General features: G+C 58.8%; 17 protein-coding genes and 1 pseudogene. 13 read left to right on the plus strand and 5 right to left on the minus strand.

All coding sequences use genetic code 11. The annotated features are described in order from the left end of the window. Window positions 1-3 precede the first annotated feature (3 nt). Genes ACMHYJ_RS00130 through ACMHYJ_RS00145 form a run of 4 tightly spaced genes read left to right on the plus strand, consistent with a single transcriptional unit; the run spans window position 4 to window position 4,096 of the window. Complete coding sequence (locus ACMHYJ_RS00130) at window positions 4-678, plus strand: IspD/TarI family cytidylyltransferase (protein ID WP_414244168.1); 675 nt, start codon at window positions 4-6, stop codon at window positions 676-678. Next, the gene (locus ACMHYJ_RS00135) at window positions 675-1,400 is read left to right on the plus strand and encodes an HAD hydrolase family protein (protein ID WP_414244169.1); all 726 of its coding nucleotides are present in this window, start codon (window positions 675-677) and stop codon (window positions 1,398-1,400) included. The genes ACMHYJ_RS00130 and ACMHYJ_RS00135 overlap by 4 nt, the downstream gene beginning before the upstream one ends. A 33-nt stretch (window positions 1,401-1,433) precedes the next feature. Further along, window positions 1,434-2,834: an SDR family NAD(P)-dependent oxidoreductase gene (locus ACMHYJ_RS00140; protein WP_414244170.1), complete on the plus strand. Its 1,401-nt coding sequence runs from the start codon at window positions 1,434-1,436 to the stop codon at window positions 2,832-2,834. Beyond that, the gene (locus ACMHYJ_RS00145; RefSeq protein WP_414244171.1) at window positions 2,831-4,096 is read left to right on the plus strand and encodes a CDP-glycerol glycerophosphotransferase family protein; all 1,266 of its coding nucleotides are present in this window, start codon (window positions 2,831-2,833) and stop codon (window positions 4,094-4,096) included. Before ACMHYJ_RS00140 ends, ACMHYJ_RS00145 begins: the two co-directional genes overlap by 4 nt. On the opposite strand, the gene ACMHYJ_RS00150 is transcribed toward ACMHYJ_RS00145, so the two are convergent. Together ACMHYJ_RS00150 and ACMHYJ_RS00155 are read right to left on the minus strand one after the other, a co-directional pair. Beyond that, window positions 4,093-5,370, minus strand: a complete 1,278-nt coding sequence (locus ACMHYJ_RS00150; protein ID WP_414244172.1) for an ATP-grasp domain-containing protein — start codon at window positions 5,368-5,370, stop codon at window positions 4,093-4,095. The genes ACMHYJ_RS00145 and ACMHYJ_RS00150 overlap by 4 nt on opposite strands. Next, entirely contained in the window at window positions 5,367-6,485 is a 1,119-nt protein-coding gene (locus tag ACMHYJ_RS00155; protein WP_414244173.1) for a DegT/DnrJ/EryC1/StrS family aminotransferase, read from the minus strand. The genes ACMHYJ_RS00150 and ACMHYJ_RS00155 overlap by 4 nt, the downstream gene beginning before the upstream one ends. A 199-nt stretch (window positions 6,486-6,684) precedes the next feature. Between ACMHYJ_RS00155 and ACMHYJ_RS00160 the strand changes: the two genes are divergently transcribed. The 3 genes and pseudogenes from ACMHYJ_RS00160 (at window position 6,685) to ACMHYJ_RS00170 (ending at window position 11,017) form a co-directional block, all read left to right on the plus strand. After that, a complete protein-coding gene (locus ACMHYJ_RS00160; protein ID WP_414244174.1) occupies window positions 6,685-7,353 on the plus strand; it encodes a class I SAM-dependent methyltransferase in 669 nt (222 codons plus the stop codon). Window positions 7,354-7,378: 25 nt separating this feature from the next. Further along, window positions 7,379-7,792: pseudogene (locus tag ACMHYJ_RS00165) on the plus strand (glycosyltransferase family 2 protein); the annotation flags it as partial. Between the two features lie 492 nt (window positions 7,793-8,284). Further along, window positions 8,285-11,017 carry a glycosyltransferase gene (locus ACMHYJ_RS00170; RefSeq protein ID WP_414244820.1) on the plus strand — a complete coding sequence of 911 codons (2,733 nt, stop codon included), beginning with the start codon at window positions 8,285-8,287 and terminating at the stop codon, window positions 11,015-11,017. Here ACMHYJ_RS00170 and ACMHYJ_RS00175 read toward each other — a convergent pair. Both ACMHYJ_RS00175 and ACMHYJ_RS00180 read right to left on the minus strand, forming a co-directional pair. Beyond that, complete coding sequence (locus ACMHYJ_RS00175; protein WP_414244175.1) at window positions 11,014-12,024, minus strand: hypothetical protein; 1,011 nt, start codon at window positions 12,022-12,024, stop codon at window positions 11,014-11,016. The genes ACMHYJ_RS00170 and ACMHYJ_RS00175 overlap by 4 nt on opposite strands. A 111-nt stretch (window positions 12,025-12,135) precedes the next feature. Further along, on the minus strand, window positions 12,136-13,011 hold the full coding sequence (locus ACMHYJ_RS00180; protein ID WP_414244176.1) for a flagellin: 876 nt from the start codon (window positions 13,009-13,011) through the stop codon (window positions 12,136-12,138). Window positions 13,012-13,261: 250 nt separating this feature from the next. On the opposite strand from ACMHYJ_RS00180, the gene ACMHYJ_RS00185 reads away from it, so the two are divergent. The 5 genes from ACMHYJ_RS00185 (at window position 13,262) to ACMHYJ_RS00205 (ending at window position 19,562) form a co-directional block, all read left to right on the plus strand. Further along, entirely contained in the window at window positions 13,262-13,567 is a 306-nt protein-coding gene (locus ACMHYJ_RS00185) for a hypothetical protein (RefSeq protein WP_414244177.1), read from the plus strand. A 39-nt stretch (window positions 13,568-13,606) separates the two neighbouring features. Continuing rightward, window positions 13,607-14,287, plus strand: a complete 681-nt coding sequence (locus tag ACMHYJ_RS00190) for a DUF4351 domain-containing protein (RefSeq protein WP_414244178.1) — start codon at window positions 13,607-13,609, stop codon at window positions 14,285-14,287. Window positions 14,288-15,059: 772 nt separating this feature from the next. Further along, window positions 15,060-17,243 (plus strand): TonB-dependent receptor plug domain-containing protein, encoded by a 2,184-nt coding sequence (locus ACMHYJ_RS00195; RefSeq protein WP_414244179.1) that lies wholly within the window; start codon window positions 15,060-15,062, stop codon window positions 17,241-17,243. 190 nt (window positions 17,244-17,433) lie between these two features. Beyond that, window positions 17,434-17,580, plus strand: coding sequence for a hypothetical protein (locus ACMHYJ_RS00200; RefSeq protein ID WP_414244180.1), 147 nt, complete (start codon window positions 17,434-17,436; stop codon window positions 17,578-17,580). A 272-nt stretch (window positions 17,581-17,852) separates the two neighbouring features. Then, window positions 17,853-19,562 carry a SulP family inorganic anion transporter gene (locus ACMHYJ_RS00205; RefSeq protein WP_414244181.1) on the plus strand — a complete coding sequence of 570 codons (1,710 nt, stop codon included), beginning with the start codon at window positions 17,853-17,855 and terminating at the stop codon, window positions 19,560-19,562. A 55-nt stretch (window positions 19,563-19,617) separates the two neighbouring features. Here the strand turns inward: ACMHYJ_RS00205 and ACMHYJ_RS00210 are convergent, their stop codons facing one another. Next, a complete protein-coding gene (locus ACMHYJ_RS00210; protein WP_414244182.1) occupies window positions 19,618-20,160 on the minus strand; it encodes a DUF2165 family protein in 543 nt (180 codons plus the stop codon). 168 nt (window positions 20,161-20,328) lie between these two features. On the opposite strand from ACMHYJ_RS00210, the gene ACMHYJ_RS00215 reads away from it, so the two are divergent. After that, window positions 20,329-20,607: a twin-arginine translocation pathway signal protein gene (locus ACMHYJ_RS00215; protein WP_414244183.1), complete on the plus strand. Its 279-nt coding sequence runs from the start codon at window positions 20,329-20,331 to the stop codon at window positions 20,605-20,607. The last annotated feature ends 5 nt before the right edge of the window (window positions 20,608-20,612 follow it).

Below are 20,612 nucleotides of genomic sequence, written 5' to 3' on the forward strand. Positions count from 1 at the left end.
ATCGTGATAAGAAATATTGGAATAATACTTTCTGGGGGAACGGGGGTTCGATTTGGTGACGATGCGCTGCCTAAGCAATACCAGCCGCTAGGTAAAAAAATGGTGGTGGATTATGTGGCGGACGCATTGTCTCATGCTGATTCGATTGATACCGTAGTGCTTGCGGGTAGCGGCCGCCTGGCTGCGGATCTGGCCGGCCGGCGGGGCTTCGATCTTGTTCCCGCAGGGGAAAGCAGAAACCTATCCATTCGGAATGCGCTGGACTATATCAAAAAACATCATCCCGACTGCATGAATGTCTTTATCAGCGAAGCTGCGCGTCCTTTTCTTACGGGCGCCATTGTTGATTTTTATGTAAGGCTGCTCGAAAAGCATGACGCGGTGATCACGACCAGCAGCATCACGGACAGCCTCGGGTCGACCGGGGCGTGGGTAACGGACAGACGGGATTTCTATCTTATCCAGGCGCCGGAGGCGTTTCGGTTTCAAATGCTGAACCGCTGCTTTTCGGGGGACTCTGATCTCTCGGCAACCGTTCAGCAGTTGCCGGTGGATGCGCGGGTGATGTGCCATGATGGTCTTGCGCTCAATCCAAAAATCACCTATCGGCATGATTTGATCATGGCCGAGGCGTTGTTGGCGTCTGGGGTTTTCGATTTCAATGGGGCCGGTGAATGAATAAAAGAAAGAAATACCGGCTTGTTGCGCTGGACCTGGACGGAACGCTGACCCAGCACCGCAGTCCGCTGGAGCCCCATTGCCGGCAGATATTGGAATCCTTGCAGCAGAAATTCAAGCTTGTCATGGTGTGTGCCGGGGGGTGTGAGCGGGTGCGTCGCCAGCTGGGCGGCCTGGAGATAGACATTCTCGGCTACTATGGCATCCAGGCATCTGTTGCCGCCGATGGATTTCAAATAAAGCCAGCCGGCTTTGTCAGGCCGCCGGATAAGGATGGCATACTGAACTGTGTTGCCGGTCTTCGGAAACGTTTCGGTTTTCTGGATTATGCGGGAGAAAGCGCGGAATTTCATGATTCTGGTGTGGTGACTTTCCCATTGCTTGGGCAACGGGCCGCCTTGGATCAAAAATTGATTTTTGATCCAGACCGGGCCGTCAGGCGGAAAATATACGCCGATGTGGTCGCGGCATTCCCTGATTACAATGTGTTCATTGGTGGTTCATCGTCCTTTGACTTGGTTCCGAAGCCTTACGATAAGTATCATGCGCTTGAAGGCTATCTGTCCAGGGTCGAGGTTTCTCCCGATGAGGTCATCTACTTCGGAGATGATTTCGGGTTTGGGGGGAATGATTCTCCGATTGGATCATCCGATCTGGATTGTGTTGTTGTGGATGATTATCGGAGCTTTCCAACTCTGGCTCATGATCGTCTTCTGTCTTGATAAAAACCAGATTGACCTTTTGGACTGCATGGGATGGCTGCCTTGGAAAACAAAACACTGAATATTGCCGTTTTGCTGGCGGCGGGCAAGGGGGGCGAGACCGAGTTCAATGGCGCCAAGCAGCTGGTTCGGTTGGCTGGAAAAGCGATTGTCGAGCATAGCATGGCTGCTTTTCAGGGGAATGACCGGATTGATGAAATCATTGTCGTGACGAATGACCATTGCCGGCTGATTATAGAAAAAATCATTCTCTCCGGCGGCTTCTCAAAGGTCCGAAAGGTGTTGCTTGGCGGGAAATCCCGTGCGGAGTCTTCCTGCATTGCAATAGAGGCAGTGCGCCAGCGCGCGGCACGGGACACCATCCGATTGATTTTTCATGATGCGATCAGGCCATTGGTGAGCCAGCGTGTGATCAATGAGGTTGTCGATGCCTTGGATGCCTATCATGCGGTCAGCACGGCAATTTGGACGGTCGATACCATTGTCAGAACCGATCCGATCAGCGCCTTGCTTCAGGAAATCCCGGATCGGCGCGACCTGAAAAGCAGTCAGACGCCGCAAGCATTCAGTTTTGATGTGATCCAGCGGGCTTATGCTTTGGCGATGGCTGATCCAAACAAGGTTCTGATCGACGATTGCGATGTCGTGCACAAATACTTGCCTGAAGAACCTGTCTATATGGTAGAGGGAGACCCTGCCAATCTTAAGTTGGAGCGCCGCAATGATTTGCAGATATTGGATAAATTCTTGCAGCTGCGCTCATTTGAACAGGGATCGGTTCCGGGCGGCAGCCTTGAGTTGTCAAGATTAAAAAACAAGGTTCTTGTGGTGATCGGCGGCACCAGCGGCATCGGGAAAGAAGTGGTTTCTCTGGCGCAGGCCTATCAGGCAAAAGTGGTTTGCGTGAGCCGCCGCACAGGCTTTGACGTCAGGTCGTTGGACAGCGCGCGTGCGTTGTTTCATGATGTCGCTGCCCAACAGGGCCGGGTCGATATCGTCATCAATACGGCAGGTATTCTGATCAGGCAGCCTCTGGTGGATATGAACATCAGCGAGGTGTACGAAATAATGGATGTGAATTATCGCGGCACCGTCAATGTTGCGATTGCGGCTTTCCCGTATCTGAAGGCCAGTGCGGGGTGCTTGCTTAATTTCACATCCAGTTCCTATACCTATGGGCGCGCCTTATATAGCATTTATAGTTCATCCAAGGCAGCCATCGTGAACCTCACTCAGGCCCTGGCGGATGAATGGCTTGTGCATTCGGTTCGCGTCAATTGCATCAATCCAGAACGCACAGCGACCCCGATGCGGAGGGCCGCCTTCGGGATCGAGCCGCCTGACACATTGTTGCAGCCAAAATCCGTGGCCTTGAAGGCTTTAGCGGTGGCGTGCGGTGGCGGGACGGGTCAGATTATCGACATCAAGCAATGAAAATTTCTCATGTGCTGGCCAGGATTGTGGCGGCGTTTTGGCCTGTCTTCGATCGCCTGGTGCCAAAGCGGACAGATTTCTGGGCATTTTCCACCCATCACTTGGACACGGGCAAGTTCATCGAGAGCCAGCGCGCCTTGTTTGAGGCTGTTAAAAAAGAAAATGGCATCAAAAAGCTGATCTTCTATCGAGGCAGCCTTGCGTACGCCGATGTGGAAGATGCTGTCAACTATGAGTTTCTGGATTTGCAAACCTGGCGTGGGCTTTATTGTCTGGCGCGCTGCAAAGTGGTCTTGCTCACGCATTCCATCTCGATGGATTTTTCATTGCGCTGGGGGGCCAGGTCTTACTCAGTATTGCGTCTGCATTGCCTTGGCAGGGTTGTGGTTAATCTGTCTCATGGGATATCCCTGAAAAGCTTGAATTACACTTCCAGCCGGAAAATGCTCGAACATCTGGATCGAAATAGCTACAAATCCAAAGAAAGGCTTGGCTATGCCGGGATGCTGGCGAGTTCGGATATCCATGGCTATGCGATGGCGGCCATGTTCCATCCAGTCAATTTCCAACAAATCTGGGTTACCGGGTTTCCACGCAATGATTTTCTACTCATGGCGGATGATTCCCTTCCGCGATATCTTTCCGAGAATATCGGCCGTATACGGAACTTGACGAAAGGCAGGCGCTTGGTCTTGTATGCGCCCACGTATCGGCAGACGCGGCTTTCTCCAACGGCCTATTATTATCAGTTCAGTCCGGCGGAAATTGATGCGCTGCGATCGGTGTTGATGCGGCATGATGCTGTCCTGGCTTATCGCCCCCACTATTTTGGCAATGATTCCAGCGGGACGAATTTAGATCGGTACATAGATGGCGAACTGATCGTGGATGCCTCTAAACATGTTGTTGACGATGTTTCCGCCTTGGTCAGGGAATCCGACATCATTATGACAGATTATTCAAGCGTCTATGTCGATGGGCTGTATATTGATAAACCGGGGATCTGTTTTGCGTATGACTTGGACGAATACAACAGCAATCAGGATGGTGTATTGTATGACCTGGATCTGATCTTCCCGGGGGCGGTTTTCAGGACATTCGATCAGTGCGTGGATCGCATGGATCGGATTCTTTCCGGGGCTATGCCGGATGACGGAGCTTGCTTCTCAAAGAAAATGCTTTACAAGCATATTGATTTTTATAATTCCAGACGTGTGATTGAGCGCATACTGGAAAGCACAAGCGGCAATGGCCAGTTTTAGAGCAGGGCTTCGATCATGTCGGGGGAAAACACAGGGATTCCCAGCCGATGGCGGACATCGGCGCGTTCCTGAAAAGAGTCGTCGATAAAGATGGCTGCGGCCGGGTGAATATGATGCGCCTTGGACGAGCCGTCCTTGATGTGCATGACGTTGTCGAACAGGCTGTCCAGCCGCATTTTAATCAGCGTGTTATTTAAATCCCCCGCATGGCGGGTCAGCAGCGTCACGGTGCAGCCGTTGTTGATGGCTTGGTACAGGAAAGCCAGCAGCGTGACGTTGACCCGCCCCTGGATCAGCAGACAGTCGTCCAGATCCACATAAACATGCCGATAATCAAGCTGAATCCGAAAACGGTTTTCCAATGCCCGATCCAGTACGATCGGATACGGGTTGGCCAGGATCGACACGGGCCAATCGAAGGCATCAAAGGCGCTCAACAGCGGCAGGTTGACCCCCAGGCCGCGCTGCAGCGCGGATGACCCTGCGAAGCGGGCGGCGACTTCCAGCAGCTTGGGGCAGCCGTCTTGCCCCAGTTTGGCCTGGAAGAACCAGGCCCCGCGTGGACGCAGTGTACGGTTGATGATCGTTGCCCAGTTGGCAAACAGGTCGGCGAATGCGGCATCGGGCGACGTGCGGACGCTGATGCCGTTGCTGATCCGGTCGCGTCCCCGGGCCGCGTGAAACAGTAGCGCGCCGTGGCGGTCGGAAAAGCAATCCACCGTCCATTCCCGGCCGGGCAGATATTCCAGGATCAGCATGTCCTGGCCGGGCCGTCGGGCCAGCAGCGCGACGGCATCGTCGGCATCGTCGGCGCGGGCGGCGTGGCGCGACCCATAGCCTCGGTCGGGTTTGATGAAGACGGGGTAAGCAGGGATACCGGCGATATCCGGGTAGCGGCTGGGGATGGGGATCAGGCCGTCCAGCGCAGCGTAAGTCAGCCGTTTGGACGCGCAAAGGCGGGTGGTTTCCGGCCCGCTGCCGATGGCACGGATGCCCAGGTGCGCCGCCAGATGCTGCACGGTATCGGCTACCGCGTCCATGGTTGGGTACAGTGCGTCGATGCGCTGCGCCTGGACGATTTCCGTCAGGCGCGCCGCAAAATCGGGGTGGTCGTGAAACGGCAGGCCACCCACGTAGTTTTCGTAGACGAAGCGGCCGTGGTCATCCACGCTGGATGCGCCGATCAGGTCGAAGTGCGTGGAATAGCGCAGCGCCCGGTGGATTTCCAGACCAATTTCCGAGCCGCAGGGAAAGACCAGGAGGCGTTTTTTCATTGCGCCGTTTGTAAAACGAGGTCGATCAGCCGGGCTTGGTCGTCGGCCGGCAACGTGGGGTAGATGGGCAGGCAGATGACCTGTTCGGCCAGCCGATGGGCGTGGGGCAGGTGGTCGGGCGTGGCGCTGGCCAGCCCGCGATACATGGGAAACGAGCTGACCAGGGGATAGAAGTAGCGCCGAGCGTGGATCTGGTGAGCTTTCAGGACATCGTATAGCGCGTCGCGGCTGACGGGATGGTCGGGCAGGACGAACAAAGGGCAGTAGGCGTGGTTCCAATCCAGATTGCCGGGCACTTGCTGCAGGCGCAAGCTGGGGATGTCCTGGAAAGCTTCCCGATAGCGCTGATGGATGGCGGTGCGGGCCGCCAGCGCCTGGTCGATGTGTTTCAGCTGCAGCAGCCCCATGGCGGCGCAGACTTCGCTCATTTTGCCGTTGATGCCGGGGGCCACCACGGTGGTCTCGTTGGCGAAGCCAAAGTTTTTCAGGTAGTCGATGCGCTGCTTGATCTTGGCATCCGGGCAAACGATGGCGCCGCCCTCAAAGGTGTTCATTACCTTGGTGGCGTGAAAGCTGAGCACCGCCAGGTCGCCATCGTTCAGGATACTGATGTCGTCTTTTTTGACACCGAAGGCATGTGCTGCGTCGTAGATGACTTTCAGGCCGTAGATGTCCGCCACTTGCTGGATGCGATCCACATCGCAGGGCAGACCATAGCAGTGCACCGGCAGGATGGCCGTGGTGGCGGGGGTGATGGCTTCCTCGATGCGTTCCGGGTCGAGATTGCAGGTGACCGGATCAATGTCGACAAAGACGGGCTTGATGTTGTTCCACAGCAAGGAGTGCGCCGTGGCGGCGAAGGTGTACGGCGTGGTGATGACTTCGCCGCCGATGCGCAGGGCCTGCAGGGCGGTGACCAGCGCCAGGGTGCCGTTGGCAAACAGGCTAAGATGCTGGACGCCCAAGTAGGCGGCCAGTTCTTTTTCCAGCTGTTCGTGGAAAGGGCCACCGTTTGTCAGGCGCTTGCTGGCCCAGATCTGTTCCAGATATGGGATGAATTCCTGCAAAGGAGGCAGGTGCGGCTCGGTGACGAAAATGGGGCGCTGTGCGGTCATGTCATCCTGTGGTGAAATAGGGCCCTGGGCCAAGACTGCCTGTTTCTGGATGATACCTCAACCGCCAGACCCGCAGTAGGCTGCGGGAAGGGGGGCGTTGGGGGCCAATGGGCGTTTTCTGGGTTGCATGCCGCGATGGCTGCGAGAGCAATCCCGGGGTGGCGTCTTTCAATGTGATGGAAAACGGCGGTACGTCAAGATGATCAATAAAAAACAGTTATACGACTTTCTGGAAACTCCGCAGCTGCAGCAGATGGTGGCCACCGTCTGGAGCTTGTTGGGCGACAGCTTTCGCCAGGCGCAGGCCCTGTTGCCCGCCGAACAGGCCATGGCCAGGAAAGAGCTTTCCTTCCATGATCAGGTGCGTTTGCTGGCCTATCTATGCAATCTGTTGGGCGATTTGCCCGGGGATGTCGTTGAGATCGGCGTCTGGAAAGGCAAATCCCTGAGTCTGATGAACGAGGTCTGCAACCGGCAGCGCCGGGTGATCGGCATCGACCCGTTTGCCTTGGATAAGCAGTTCGAGGAATTCAGCCATTACAAGCGGCTGCTGTTCCCGAACGTCATGGTATTGCGTGGTTTTTCCGAGCTATGCGCGGCGGATTTTTATGCATTGAATCCCACGGTGGCATTGTTGCACATTGATGGTGGCCACGAAGGCCGCAATGTTTTGCTGGATTTTCTGTTATATGCCCCGAGTGTCGTGCCGGGCGGGTTTGTCGTATTCGATGACTATGCGGATGCTGCCTATAGCCCGGAGGTGGGGCCCGCCGTCGATTTGTTGCGGGCAGGCGGCTATTTTAGCCAATACAATGTTTTGGGTTCTGTTCGTGGTTTTGAAAATAGTTATTTGATCCAGAAAGTTTGATTGTATGTGCTCTAAGGATAGATTGATGGCAACGGATTTTGAAACGCAGCAGGATGAGAGCCCCCCTTTGGTTTCCATAGTGATTCCAACTTTTCGGGGGAAGTATCTTCGAGCCACGCTTGACAGCTTGCTGGCCCAGGACTTTCTGGATTACGAGGTGGTGATCGGCGATGATTGCCTAACGGATGATGTTCGGGTTGTTGTTGATGATTTTATTAAAGTCAATAATATAAAAAATTTTAGATATTATAAGAATGAAAGAGTTCTTGGCGGCGGTTGGAACTTTGGACGCTGCATTTATAGAACGAGAGGGGTTTATATAAAACCGCTTTTTGATGATGATGTTCTATTGCCGGGATGCTTATCTAGATTCGTGCGTATCCTTCAGAATTACGAGGATGTTTCTGTTGTTAGCTCTCGTCGATTGTTGATAGATGAAAAAGATGATCGTTTGCCTGAAAACATCGCTACAGTCGATTTTTTCGATCAGGATTCAATAATTCACGGAAAGGATCTTGCTTCCTTTTTTGGTGATATTGCTTTAAATTTTGTTGGTGAGCCAAGTTCCATCATGATGCGCCGTAATAGCGTATATGATTGGTGCAGCAATTTATTTTACTTGGGGGGGTTGCATATAGAGTGGGTTGGTGATTTGGCCATGGTGGTCAAGTTATTACGCCAGGGCAACCTCGCTCTGTTGGATACGCCTTATTCCGCATTTCGTGTTTCCAAAGAGCAATTCAGCCAGCAAGGACGCGATCAGCCTGGCATCGGTGAAAAAGGCCACAATGATTTCAGACGCATGATTCGTGAATTGGGTTGGTATCGAGCCAAAGATAACCACCTGGTTCGTGTCAAGCCTCTGAACAATCCACGCCAAGGCTTTGCACCTCTCGATTTAGCAGAACGCATCCGTACTCGACAAGCAGTCTTGTTGCGTTCTTTAAATCCAGAAACCGAATCCTGGTCCGTCCCCGACTGGATCGCCGAGCGCACCCCTTCCGCCGCCCGCGTCCTGGCCATTCAGACCATGCTGCGGGCCAATCCCGATGTGGGCACCCTGGGCGTGGCCGTTGTCGTCCCGGATGCCCGGGATCTTCAGCCGCTGGCCGATACCCTGGAAAGCCTGGGTGTCCAGCACCGTCCTGTGGATGGCGTCTGGCTGATTGGTGACGATATCCCCGCTGTGGCGGCCGGCGATGGCATTGAAATCGTGCAGGGCGAGGGCGGCTGGCCCAAGCGGCTGTCCGACCGCGTTGCCCGTGGGGGCGCCCCGGATTTCATCTGGATCGTGCATGCGGGCGACCGCCTGCTGCCGCAGGCCACGCTGTTGATGGGTGAATATCGCCTGCGCAGCCCCGACCCTCTGGTCTGGTATACGGACGAAGCCGCGCTGATCGACGGTGAGCCGGCCAACCCCATGCTGAAGCCCGATTTCAATGTGGATCTACTGCGCAGCTACCCCTATGTGGGCCGCAGCCTGATCATCAGCACGGCGGCCGTGCAAGCGGCGGGCGGCCTGGACGATCGGCTGGATGACTTGGCGCCGGTGGATTTGCTTTGGCGTTTGGTGGAACAGGTCGGGCCGCCCGTGGTGGGGCATCTTCCCGAAGTCCTGCGGTATGGCGCGGTCGGCTTGTTGGATTGGGTGGAGTCCGCCCGGACGCAGGTCTGGGCGCCGGTGGCGGCGCAGGCCCATCTGACGCGGATGGGGTCGCAGGCGACGGTGGAAGCGACGCCGCATCCGGGGGTCTCCCGGGTCGCCTATCCCCTGGATTCGCAGCCGCTGGTGTCGATCGTCATCCCCACGCGCGACCAATTGCCGGTGCTGCGCGCCTGCATTGAAGGCTTGATGGCGCACACCACCTATCCGCATTATGAACTGTTGATTGTGGACAATGGCAGCCAGGAGGCGGGTGCGGTTGAATTCCTGGCCCAATTGGCCGCGATGGGCACAGCGCAAATCCGGGTGTTGCGCTGGCCCCAGGCTTTCGACTTTGCCGCCATGGGTAATTTTGCCGTACAGCAGGCGCGTGGCGAGGCCGTGCTGTTTTTGGACAACGATATCTGTTTTACCGATCAGACGCGGGCGGATTGGCTGCAGCGATTGCTGTCCCTGGCCTTGCGGCCGGAGGTGGGCGCGGCAGGCGCCCGGCTGGATCTGCCCGATGGCAAGGTGGATCAAAATGGCCTGGTGCTGGGCCTGAACGGCTGCGTGGGGGCGGCTTTCCATGGACAGCCGGCCGACCGCCGCGGCTATATGAAACGCATGGTGGCGCAGCAGGATGTCAGCGCGCTGGGGGCGTCGTGCCTGATGATGCGACGCAGTGTGTTCCAGGAACTGGGCGGGTTCGATGCCCAGGATTTTCCAATTTACTATGCCGATACCGATCTGTGCCTGAAGGCGACCCAGGCGGGGTATCTGCTGGTCTTGGAGCCGGACACCGGCCTGCGGCATATCGGCGGGGCGACGCGCTTGTCCAGCAAGCAGTCCGGCGTTCGGGAAGCGCCGGACGCGGCGGATCGGGATCGCCTGTTTGCCCGCTGGCTGCCGCAGTTGGCCCGCGACCCGAACTATCATCCCGCCTTCGACAAGTTCTCGCCGGGCTTTGCCTTGAGCCGGGATGCATCGCGGATACAAGCGCCCTTGCCAGGGCGGCCGCTGCCGGTCGTGATGGCGATGCATGCGGACTGGGAGGGCTGCGGCCATTATCGTATTTTGCATCCTTTCCACGCACTGTCGGATGAATTGCGCCTGGATGGCAGCCTGAAGATCGGGAATTATTATTTCGGCGACGTCGCCAGGGTGCGGCCCGACGTCCTGGTGCTGCAGGGGGCGTGGATCGTGGACGGTATCCTGGAGGAAATCCGCCGCTACCGGGATCTGACTCAGGCCAAGGTCGTGCTGGAATTCGATGACTACCTGCCGAATATTCCCACCCGCAGCATTTATCGCCAGCGCATGCCGCAAAGCGAAATTAAGAAAATGCGCCGGGCGATTGAGGAAGTGGATTGGCTGGTGGTGTCCACGCCCGTGCTGGCCGAGGAATATCGGGATTACCATGCCGATATCCGGGTGGCGCGCAACGGCCTGCCGCGTGCGATCTGGGGGGATTTGCAGTCTCGGCGGCGGGTGGGCCGCAAGCCGCGGGTAGGCTGGGCGGGGGGCATCAGCCATACGGGGGATTTGGCGGAAATCCGGTCTGTCGTGCAGGATTTGCAGGGCGAGGTCGAATGGGTGTTCATGGGGATGCAGCCTGAAGGCGTGGCTTGCGAGTATCACCCGGGGGTGGCGATTGACCAATACCCCGCAAAGCTGGCCAGCCTGAATCTGGACTTGGCCGTGGTGCCGCTGGAAATCAATCAATTCAATCGCTGCAAAAGCAATCTGCGGGTGCTTGAATTTGGCGCCTGCGGGGTGCCGATCATCGCAACGGATATCGACCCCTATCAGGGTGACCTGCCCATCACGCGGGTGCGCAATCGTCCGCGTGATTGGACTCAGGCGATCCGCAGCCATCTGGCTGATCTGGACGCCTTGGCCCGACAGGGCGATGCCTTGCGCCATGCTGTCCTGGAAAACTGGATGCTGGAAGGCCGCTTTCTGGATCAGTGGGCGCATGCGTGGGGCGCTGCGATCGAGGATGCCGCGCCATCTGTTTAGCCCAGGATGGCTTGCACTTTTTCCAGGATCTGTTGCGCGGGGATGTCCATGCAGGCGTAGTTTCGGCCTGCTGGGCAGCCGGTCTGACAGCAGTATTGGCAGTCTTCCGATTGGGCAATGGTGTATTCGGCTCCCAGGATATCGGGGTGCATGGCGCCCGGGATCATCAAGGACGGGCACCCGACCAGCTTGGCAAGCCATTGGGTGGATGTCGGGACAGTGATGAGAAGATCTGTGGCCGCCAGCTGACCAAGGGTCGTTGCCATGGGCTGGCTGCCGTCAAACCTGCTCCAGACATGGTAGCCTGCGGATTGCAGTATCCGCGTCAGTTGTTCTGCCTGTTTATAGTGTTTCAGCGCCGCGCTGCCTTGTGTGGAGAGCGCGATGATTTTTTTTCCCGCGACAGCCTGGCGTAATGACGGGTCGGGGCTGATCCGCAGGCGGATATCCACAGGCCAGGTGAAGCCGCAGCAGTGGTTTAAATAGTATTCGGGGTAGTGGGCTGCGGTGTGCGGCTTTAGCCACCATGGCTGCTGCCAGTCCGACATCTTGGGGTAGGTGCTGCGCATGTAGCGCGTATTGGAAAAATACGAGGCATCGAGCTTGCCTGCACCCAAGGCGAGATTAAGGTCGCTTATCGACCGATCTAAATGATTGCCTTCGACGTTGAAACCGGCATCCTTGAGCACCTGTGCCAGGAAACAGGGCATAAACCAGGTGTCCAGGCAGATGATCCGGTCATATTGGCGCGACGCAATGAAGCGCGCAATGTTTGTGAAGCTTTCCATGGCGGGCGTCAGGTCGCGTGGCCACTGCTCGGGTGTAATGCCCAGGACGTCGGTGACGATGGGAACCAGATCCATGAGTTCGATCCCGGCATCGTAGGTCAGTACGTCGATGACGGTATCTGGCGCCGCTGCTCGGGACAGGCCTGAAACAGCCGGAATGAGGATTGACGCAACATCGCCCAGGCCAGCCAGGCGGGTGATCAGGAGCTTTTCTGGCATGATGGAAACCGGGCCCTGGATAGGTGGTGTGGCGTAAAAAAACCGTCGATGTGTATCGACGGTTTTTTGCCGGATGGGGTGGAACGGAGCCCACCCCTATGGCGGTGCCGCTTAACGCAGCAGGGACAGCATGGTTTGCGGCACCTGGTTGGCCTGTGCCAGCACGGCCGTACCGGCTTGCTGCAGGATTTGGGCGCGTGTCATGTTGGACACTTCCACCGCGTAGTCGGCGTCCTCGATGCGCGAACGCGAAGCCGACAGGTTGTTGATAGTGTTGTTCAGGTTGGCAATGGTGGATTCGAAGCGGTTCTGGACAGCACCCAGATCGCTGCGCATCTTGTCGACGCTCGCGATGGCCGCGTCGATTTCCTTCAGGGCGCCAGACACCACGCCTTGGGCAGCACCTGCGCCCGAAACGGCGGCAGAGCGCGTCAGGCCGGCTGAAGTGATGGACGTTGCTCCGCTCAACAGGGCGGAAACCTGGGCATCGGTGCCCTTGATGCTGATGGTCTGGTCGTCACGGGCGCCAACCTGGATGGCCAGGCCTTGGCCTGAACCGGAGGGGATGGAGCCATTCAGCACTTTCACGCCGTTGAATTCGCTTTGTTGGGCCACGCGGTCGATTTCGTCCAGGCGCTGCTTGATTTCAGCGTTGATGGAATCCAAGTCATCGTCGGAGTTCGTGCCGTTGTAGGCTTGCACGGCCAGTTGGCGGATGCGCTGCAAGTTGTTGTTGATTTCGTTCAGGGAGCCTTCCGTCGTCTGCGCGATGGAAATACCGTCGTTGGCATTGCGGGCAGCCTGGGACAGGCCGGTGATCTGGGCCGTGAAACGGTTGGCGATGGCTTGGCCGGCGGCGTCGTCCTTGGCGCTGTTGATGCGCAGGCCGGAAGACAGGCGTTCGATCGAAGTACCCAGGGCGGACTGGGATTTGTTCAGGTTGTTCTGGGAGACCAGAGCAAGGTAGTTGGTGTTAATGACAGCCATGAGAGACTCCTAAGTAGTTTGGCGGAGATCCGCCCTTATTGCCCAGGATGACAAACCGAGTGACCTCCTGTTCTGACTCGTTAACGGAGGGGGGGCGGGGAACTTTAGGGTGGATGTGAAAAAAGGCCGCCCGGATTTTTTTCATGGTGCGCCGGCCCGCCGTGACCTTTGTGTCCGTCCGCATTTTTCCGGGCTGGCCGTTTGCCCGGGCGGTGTTCACAATGGGCTGCTCCTGTTCTGGATGCCCGCCATGACCACCCGCCCCGTGAACGACTACGACAGCCCCTGGAAAGAGGCGCTGGAATTGTTCTTCCCGCAGGCCATCCAGCTGCTGGCCCCGGACTTATACGCGCTGGTCGATTGGGCAGCCCCGATTGAGTTCCTGGATAAGGAATTGCAGGCCATCCGGCATGCGGCGGTTCCATCCAAAGGCCGTCAAGTGGTGGACAAGCTGGTTAAGGTGCGGCTATTGTCGGGGCTCCCTGTGTATTTGCAGGTGCACCTGGAAGTCCAGGGGCGGCTGGCCACCGAGGCGGATTTCCGGGCGTTTTCCTGACGCGTCTTCCAGTACCACACGCTGCTGCAGATCCGTGAAATGCGCCGGCAGGGTCTGGCGACCCCACCGCCCATCTACAGCCTGGGCATACTGATCGACCAGCCCGGCGCTGGGCAGGCGCCGGTCACGCAGCTGGCTTATCAGGATAAGTACCTGTCGCAAAAGACCGAATTCGTCTTCCCGGTTGTAGAATTAAGGCAATGGGCCAATCGGCTGGACGACCTGGATGCTCTGGCCCCGCACAACCCGTTTGCGGTGTTTGTGATGGCGCAAATCCAGGCGTCCCGCCACCCGGACAAGACCACGCGGTTGCGGCCTTTGGTCGATTTGGTGCGACGCTTGTACGGCTATGGCTACGACCGGGATCGAATTGGTCAACTGGTGCGTCTGGTGGAATGGGTGGTGCGCCTGCCCACCGATCTGGAAACCGATTATTTGCAGGCTGCCCGGCAGCTGGAACAGGAGCATGAAATGAGCTACGTGACGATTGCCGAGCGGGTGTATACCCAGCAAGGGCTGAAGATGGGCATTGAGCAGGGGATTGAGCGGGGCATTGAGCAAGGCCAGGCCAATTTGTTGCTGCGCTTGGTCGAACGCCGCTTTGGCGCACAAGCCGACGACGTCCATGAAAAAATCCGTTCGGCCAACAGCGCCCAGTTGGAAGCCTGGTCATTGAATTTTGTGGATGCCCAGGTCTTGGATGACGTGTTCAAGGATTAAGGTGTGCCGCCGCGATTGCTTTAATGACAAGGCCCAACCCGGGCAAGAAAGCGGTACGCTCTTAGTACAACATCTTCTGAAGCAAAGCTGCAGGCTGGGGATGAAGCAAGCCCCACGGCCAGATGGCAAAGCAAATGGGATACTGGTTAAGCAGATTTAGATTCTTGCCTGAATGTCATACGGTTAAAGAGTAAGCCATTCGCTTAGGGGGAATGGTCGTAACGCGCATACCAACACGACAATCCATGACATTTTTAGCCGTCAGGATTTTTCCGGGATAGTGGTTTGCCGGGCAGGCATTCACAATGGCTGCACCCTGTTTTGGATGCCCGCCATGTTTCACCGCCGTCCGCGTCCGGCCCAGCCGCTGCCTGATCCATCTTCATCTTCGTCGTCGCTGTCATCGACTTCGCCATTGCTATCGTCACTGTCTGTGTGTTTCAGGTTGGGGCACACAGTCCCGTGTTTTGGGTATGTTAAAAAAATGCCCAAGGATTGCCAATTTGCTTGATGTGTCAAGGCGGAACAGAAAGAAATGTTCGCGCCGCCGCCGCACCACCTTCAAGAGCTTTCCACTGTTGCGCCACCACACCGGGCACTCTTGATCTAAATCAAAACAATTATCATTATGATTGATAAAAACACTATATTTCCATATAGTGGAGCTCGCGCCGGGCGAGCACACGCCGCCTCTCCCTTCTTTTACTGCCCCACGAGCCATGACCGCACCCCGACATTCCTGTTGAGACTGACCTATACAGGAAACCAAAAAATGAATCACACGCTCATGGGCCAGGGGGAAGCTGCCGCCACGCTGCGCGTCGGCGCGCGCGCGCTGGTGCTGGCATTCAGCCTGCCGCTGGCGGCAGGTGTAGCCTGCGCGCAAGAAGCTGGTGCGCGAGAAGCGGGCGCGCCGCACGCCACCTGGCTCGATACCATCACCGTGACGGGCACGCGCACCGAACTCCCCGTCATGGACAACCCCGCCTCGGTCTCGGTCGTGGATCAGGAACAGCTCGAACGCCAGGCGCCCAGCAGCATCGCCGACCTGGTGCGTGACGTGCCCGGCATCGAAGTCGTGGATGCCTCCGTGCCGGGCATGCAGCGCCTGCGCATCCGGGGCGAATCCTCGCACCGCGTGACCATCCTGGTGGACGGGCAGGAAATCACCGACCATAGCGACTACGGCACGCCCATCCTGGTGGATCCGGCCAACGTCGAGCGCATCGACGTGATCCGCGGGCCGGCCTCGGTGCTGTACGGCGCCAAGGCCATCGGCGGCGTGGTCAATATCATCACCAAGCGCGGCGCGCCCAAGCCCGTCCAGCTTGAGCTGGGCGGCACGTATTATTCGGGCACGCGCGGCTGGCAGGGCTGGGCCGCCGTGTCCGGCACCCTGGGCGATTTCGACTACCGCCTCTCGGGCAGCGCCGACCGCCACCACGACCGCAAGGTGCCCAACGGCACCTATACGCAGACCGGCCATTTGGACGGCACCAACTACCGCGACAACGATGTCTCGCTGCATCTGGGCTATACCTTCGGCCAGAACCGCAATCACTACCTGGCGCTGAAGGCCGAGCAGCACAAGTTGAGCACCGACAGTTGGACGGATCCCGATTATATTCAGGCGCCGATCCGTGATTTCGGGATCGACCTGCCCAAGCGCGACCTGCGCAAGGTCGGCCTGTACTACGACGCGAAGGATCTGAGCCCGGTGGTGCGCAAGATTCATGTGGACGCCTACCACCAGACCGTGGATCGATTGTTCGAGAACCGGGTCGAGGTTCAGCCCACCCCGTTCATGAACGTCAAGAACACCGCCACCTCGGACGACCGCAACCTGAACTACGGCGGCACCGCGCAGATCGATCTGGCGCTGCACCCGGATCACTATACGATCGCCGGCCTGCAGTACCTGATGGACGACCTGGATACCAGCAAGAACAGCATCACGACCACTGCAACCAAGCCGCCCATGCCGATGCCTGGCACGAAGGTCACCGTCAGCCCGACGCACACCCGCGCCTCGCTTCAGACGACCTCGGTGTTCGCCCAGGATGAATGGTCCTTCGCGCGGGACTTCAAGCTGACCGCCGGCCTGCGCTACTACCATGTGAGTTCGAGCCTGGACGACACCACCAACGCCGCCCTGGCGGGCCAGGGCGACAGCACCACCAACCGCCTGGTCAAGTCCCTGGGCCTGACCTGGACCGGCCTGGAAAACACCACCCTGCGCGCCCTGTATTCCGAAGGCTACACCACGCCGACCCTGATGCAGCTGTATACCGACACCACGGCCGGCAGCGGCAATCTGACGCGGGCCAACCCCGGCCTCAAGCCCGAAACCTCGCAGAACTACGAATTGGGCGCCCGCTACCAGCACGCCGGCGTGGTTCTGGATTCCGCCGTGTTCTACACGCGCGCCAAAGACTACATCAGCTCCACCCGATGCGCTGCGGCGGGCACCTGCCCGGCGGGCTACGGCGTCAACGATTACACCTATGTCAACGCCAACCGCGCCGAGACCCACGGTGTCGAACTGGTGGCCGAATACGCGCTGCCCGGCACGAACTTCACGCCCTACGTGTCCGGCGCGTGGATGCAGCGAGAACTGAAATACGCCGCCTATTCGACCAAGGACAGTGGCGTGCCGTCTTTCTCGGGCCGCCTGGGGGTGCGCTATGACACGATGCTGTACGGTGCCGACGTCTGGGCCGACCTGTTCGTGCGCGCCGCCACGTCGATCAAACAGGCCACCAGCGAGACCGAGAGCGACCGCCTGCCGGGCTGGGGCACGCTGAACCTGGCCTTCGGCGGCACGCACGGCAAGGATCGCAAGGTGCAGGTCGGGGTGCAGTTCAACAATATCCTGGACAAGGAATACCGCGCCGCCTTCGATTCCCTGCCGGGCACCGGCCGCAGTGTGGAAGTCACCTTGCGCACGACGTTCTGATCCGCGCTATTGCGCGCCACCCGGCGGCCCCGTATCCGGGCCGCCGCTGCGCCGCTGCGTCGCTGCCGCATGGAAGGGCTGCTGTTTTCTAAGTCTTTGTATAAATTGGACTTTTTCTTTCATATGGGATACCCTTTACTAGGGCGTCCGGGGCATGGTGCCGTCGGACATATGAATAGGAGCATCATGCGTGAGAAAACCCGTCACTCCCAAGAAAAAAGGCATTGTCGTCGAACCCTTGAACTGGGTTTCCCCCGAAATGAGGGAAGAACAGGCAAAGCAAAAGCGTGACAATGCTGCTGCGCGTGGCGAAACGTCTTCAGAAAAAGAAGATTGAAAACGAAGGCTTGCTGCCTGGCGGACACCGCTGCCGCCGGCAGCGGATGCCACGATAGCCCGGCTGCCGCGCAGCGGGTGGCGGGGCCGGGCGCCGCAGCGCGCAAGGCCGCCGGATCGGTTCCGCCACCCGCGAGGGTGTCGTTGCAAAAATAGCGTCTGGCTCGGCCGATGTCCGGCCCAATCTGTTTTATGATTTGGATTGACGTCAGATGCGTGTATCCCTACGTATCTTGCTGAAATTTAGTTTAAATTTGTATTGTTGGCGATACGATGGGCACTGCGGCCAATTCCTCTGAATTCCTTGATCTTTACACCCCGAAACTATGGACGATCCTCAAGCAGGGCTATGGCTTGGCCGGCCTGCGGGCGGATGCCGTCGCGGGGCTGACCGTCGCCATCGTGGCGCTGCCCTTGTCCATGGCGATTGCCATTGCCTCCGGGGTCACCCCCGATCGCGGCCTGTATGCCTCGATCTTTGGGGGGTTCATCGTGTCCGCGCTGGGCGGCAGCCGTTTTCAGATCGGCGGGCCGGCTGGGGCTTTCATCGTGCTGGTGGCCGCTGCCGTTGCGCAGCATGGCGTGGAAGGCTTGTTGCTGGCCACCCTGATTTCCGGCTTGATGCTGATCGCCATGGGTTTGCTGCGCCTGGGGGTCTTCATCAAATATATTCCTTACCCCGTCACGGTGGGCTTTACCGCCGGCATTGCCGTGATTATTTTCGCCAGCCAGATCAAAGACCTTCTGGGCCTGCGGCTGGATCACGAGCCCGGCCCGCTGTGGCCCAAGCTGCAGGCGATCGGGGGCGCGCTGCCCACGTTTGGCGTCATGGCGGTGGTGGTGGCGGCCGTCACCGTCGGCGTGATCCTGCTGGTGCGCCGTTTGCGTCCCCAGTGGCCATCGTTTCTGATTGCGGTGGCGGTGGCCACGGTGCTGGCGTCTGGCTTGCAGTGGCCGGTGGATACCATCGGCAGCCGTTTCGGCGGGATTCCGCAGACCCTCCCCATGCCGCACTGGCCCGCCATCACCTGGGACAAAGTAGTGGCGGTGCTGCCCACGGCGCTGGCGTTTACCCTGCTGGGCTGCATCGAAAGCCTGCTGTCGGCGGTGGTGGCCGATTCCATGACCGGGCGGCGGCACCGATCCAATTGCGAATTGGTCGCCCAGGGGGTGGCCAATGTGGTGACCCCCTTGTTTGGCGGCATTTGCGTCACGGGCAATATCGCCCGCACCGCCACCAACGTGCGTTCGGGGGCCCACGGGCCGGTGGCGGGCATGCTGCACGCGGTGTTCTTGCTGCTGTTCGTGCTGGTTGCCGCCCCCGTGGCCTCGTATATTCCTCTGGCCGCCTTGGCGGGGGTGTTGGTGATCGTGGCGTGGAACATGGTCGAGAAACACGCCTTCATGCTGTTGCTGCGCGCTTCGTGGGGCGATGCCATCGTGCTGATGGTGACCTTCCTGCTGGTCATTTTCCGCGATCTCAGCGAGGGGATTCTGGTGGGCTTTGCCTGCAGTACCCTGTTGTTTCTGCATCGGATGTCGCAGGCGGTTTCGGTGGAACACCACAGCCCTCGCGTCGAGGACGACGTGCCCGACGCGGTGGGTGAGCCGTCGGAGGATCTGGATTCGAGGTCGCCGGCGGCCAATGACCCGGAAATTGCGGTGATCCGGGTGACGGGGGCGTTTTTCTTCGGGGCCACCGCAGCGGTGGAATCTGTGCTGGATCGCATTGCGGATCAGCCCAAAGCCTACATCATGGACTTGTCCGCCGTGTCCTTGCTGGACGCCACCGCCGTGGCCAGCATCGAGGGCTTTGCGCACAAGGCCAAGCGCCGCAAGGCGCGCGTGTACATTACGGCGGGCACGCCGGCCGTGCGCCGCACCCTGGTCAGCCACGGGATACGGGGCGTGCGGTTCTGCGACGATATCCACACCGCCACCGCATTGGCCCGGCGCAAATTGCGCCAGGCCGCCCCTGCGTGACAGGGTTCGGCGGCCTTGGCCTGGCGTGCAAGCGCGGTGTCGGGCCTGCTGCCCGTCAGGCCGGCGGCTCGTCGAGCAGCAGCACAATCAAGACCAGCATGGCGCAGGTCAGGAACATCACCGCCTTTTCCTGACCGTTCCAGAGGGGCGATTGCCACATGCAGAACCATTCGCCGCCGATGATCACGAATCCCACGAAATACGTCAGAAACACCAGCGCCAGCCCGCTGGCCGCGACCGTCTTGGCGCGGATGAAGCGGGCGCGGGTGCGCCGGGCGAGAAACAAACGCAGCGCCCCCAGCAGGCACAGCCCGGCCATCAGGGATTCGGCCGCGATGATCAGCCAGTAGGCGGCGGTCTGCAGCCGGACGTCGGTGATGGCGCGGTGCTTCAGGGCATTGTCTGAAAACACCGTGTCCATGGACAGGACGTGCTGCACGAACCGCCAGTTGCTCTCGTAGTCAGCCAGGTTGTTGAAAGTGACCAGCAGCGCCCACAGACCGACGGCAAGCACCATGCCGGTTTTCAGCAGGCGGATGCCGGTTGGTTCGTTCAGGGGACTGCGATCCGGGTTCGGGTTCGGGGTCGGGTTCGTCATGGCTTGGTTTGTCATCGTCTGGTCCGTCATAGTCTGGTTCGTCATGGTTTGGCGTCGGCGTTCTGGATGGTCGGGTTAAATCTTATCGCGTGGTTTCCATGTGATCTGCCATAATGTTCACACCCATAATGTGCATGCCTAAGGCATGTGGATACCAGGAGGACATGAATGAACATCAGGCGCAGGACGTTTATGCAGGCGTGTGGCGGGGCGGCCGGGGCATCGCTGCTGCCGGGAATGGCCGTGGGCCGGACGGCCCCGGCGTTGGCGGATGCTTCCCCCGCTCAGGTCGAAAAATCCATCAAGGCGGGGTTCGGCGGGGGCTTTTCCGTCTACCGGCAGGCCCGAGGCCAGGACGGCATCCAGGCCACGATCGGCCATGGCAGCCGCCGTTATGTCGTGGTATCCAATAACTTGCTCGACTGGGCCGTTGTGTCCGGGAAATAACAGGG

This window comes from Castellaniella hirudinis, assembly GCF_047468865.1.
GTDB classification, from domain to species: domain Bacteria; phylum Pseudomonadota; class Gammaproteobacteria; order Burkholderiales; family Burkholderiaceae_B; genus Castellaniella; species Castellaniella hirudinis_A.

Coding starts and splice junctions, on each gene's coding strand:
- ACMHYJ_RS00135 (WP_414244169.1), top strand. CDS start 675: ATGAATAAAAGAAAGAAATACCGGCTTGTTGCGCTGGACCTGGACGGA.
- ACMHYJ_RS00140 (WP_414244170.1), top strand. CDS start 1,434: ATGGCTGCCTTGGAAAACAAAACACTGAATATTGCCGTTTTGCTGGCG.
- ACMHYJ_RS00145 (WP_414244171.1), top strand. CDS start 2,831: ATGAAAATTTCTCATGTGCTGGCCAGGATTGTGGCGGCGTTTTGGCCT.
- ACMHYJ_RS00150 (WP_414244172.1), bottom strand. CDS start 5,370: ATGAAAAAACGCCTCCTGGTCTTTCCCTGCGGCTCGGAAATTGGTCTG.
- ACMHYJ_RS00155 (WP_414244173.1), bottom strand. CDS start 6,485: ATGACCGCACAGCGCCCCATTTTCGTCACCGAGCCGCACCTGCCTCCT.
- ACMHYJ_RS00160 (WP_414244174.1), top strand. CDS start 6,685: ATGATCAATAAAAAACAGTTATACGACTTTCTGGAAACTCCGCAGCTG.
- ACMHYJ_RS00175 (WP_414244175.1), bottom strand. CDS start 12,024: ATGCCAGAAAAGCTCCTGATCACCCGCCTGGCTGGCCTGGGCGATGTT.
- ACMHYJ_RS00180 (WP_414244176.1), bottom strand. CDS start 13,011: ATGGCTGTCATTAACACCAACTACCTTGCTCTGGTCTCCCAGAACAAC.
- ACMHYJ_RS00185 (WP_414244177.1), top strand. CDS start 13,262: ATGACCACCCGCCCCGTGAACGACTACGACAGCCCCTGGAAAGAGGCG.
- ACMHYJ_RS00190 (WP_414244178.1), top strand. CDS start 13,607: ATGCGCCGGCAGGGTCTGGCGACCCCACCGCCCATCTACAGCCTGGGC.
- ACMHYJ_RS00195 (WP_414244179.1), top strand. CDS start 15,060: ATGAATCACACGCTCATGGGCCAGGGGGAAGCTGCCGCCACGCTGCGC.
- ACMHYJ_RS00205 (WP_414244181.1), top strand. CDS start 17,853: ATGGGCACTGCGGCCAATTCCTCTGAATTCCTTGATCTTTACACCCCG.
- ACMHYJ_RS00210 (WP_414244182.1), bottom strand. CDS start 20,160: ATGACGAACCCGACCCCGAACCCGAACCCGGATCGCAGTCCCCTGAAC.
- ACMHYJ_RS00215 (WP_414244183.1), top strand. CDS start 20,329: ATGAACATCAGGCGCAGGACGTTTATGCAGGCGTGTGGCGGGGCGGCC.